The sequence below is a fragment of the Kineococcus indalonis genome (genome assembly GCF_009906395.1).
GTDB classification, from domain to species: domain Bacteria; phylum Actinomycetota; class Actinomycetes; order Actinomycetales; family Kineococcaceae; genus Kineococcus; species Kineococcus indalonis.
This window is the reverse complement of record NZ_JAAALM010000947.1, coordinates 1-734: the sequence shown is the minus strand read 5'-3', so window position 1 is coordinate 734 and position 734 is coordinate 1. Positions and strand designations below refer to the sequence as shown.

The window sequence follows — 734 nt, the reverse complement described above, 5'->3', positions numbered from 1 at the left end:
CCCAGCAGGGCGGGCCAGCCGACGGCGAGGAGGACGGCCAGGAGGGCCACGGCCAGGGCGAGCACGATCGGACCGGCGAAGGCGGCGACCGCGACGAGGGCGGCGAGGGCCAGGGTGGTCGTCGCCGTCGCGGAGGTGGTCACGGCGCGATCCTCCCGCACCCGCCGCGCGGCGCCCGAGCGGCGCGCGCCGCGCGGGGTTGGTGGCCCGTTAAACTGACGACCTCGCGGGCCGCCCAGGGCGTCCCGGCCGGGCGGACGGAGGGCGAGACACCGGGTGGCCCAGATCCTCGTGCTGACCAACGCGCTCACGCCGTCCACCGACGTGCTGCCGGCCCTCGGCCTGCTCCCGCACAGCGTGCGCGTGCTGCCGGCGGAGGCCTCGGTGCTGGTGGACGAGCCCACCTGCGACGCCGTGCTGGTGGACGGCCGGCGGGAGCTGGCCGCGGCCCGCTCGCTGTGCCGGCTGCTGCGCACCACGGGCCTGTCGCAGCCGCTGCTGCTGGTGCTCACCGAGGGCGGCATGGCCGCGGTGGCCGCCGACTGGGGCGCCGACGACGTGCTGCTGGACACCTGCGGGCCGGCGGAGCTGGACGCGCGCCTGCGGCTGGCCGCCGGGCGCCACCGCCGCGCGGCCGAGGACGCCCCGGGCGCCGACGCCGGCGAGATCCGCGCGGGGGACGTGGTCATCGACGAGGCCGCCTACTCCGCGCGCGTGCGCGGGCGCCAGCTGGA

At 79.3% G+C, this 734-nt stretch carries 1 pseudogene; it reads left to right on the top strand.

What is annotated here, in order from left to right:
• Positions 1–276: 276 nt before the first annotated feature.
• A pseudogene (locus tag GTR00_RS22105) lies at positions 277–734 on the top strand (DNA-binding response regulator); the annotation flags it as partial.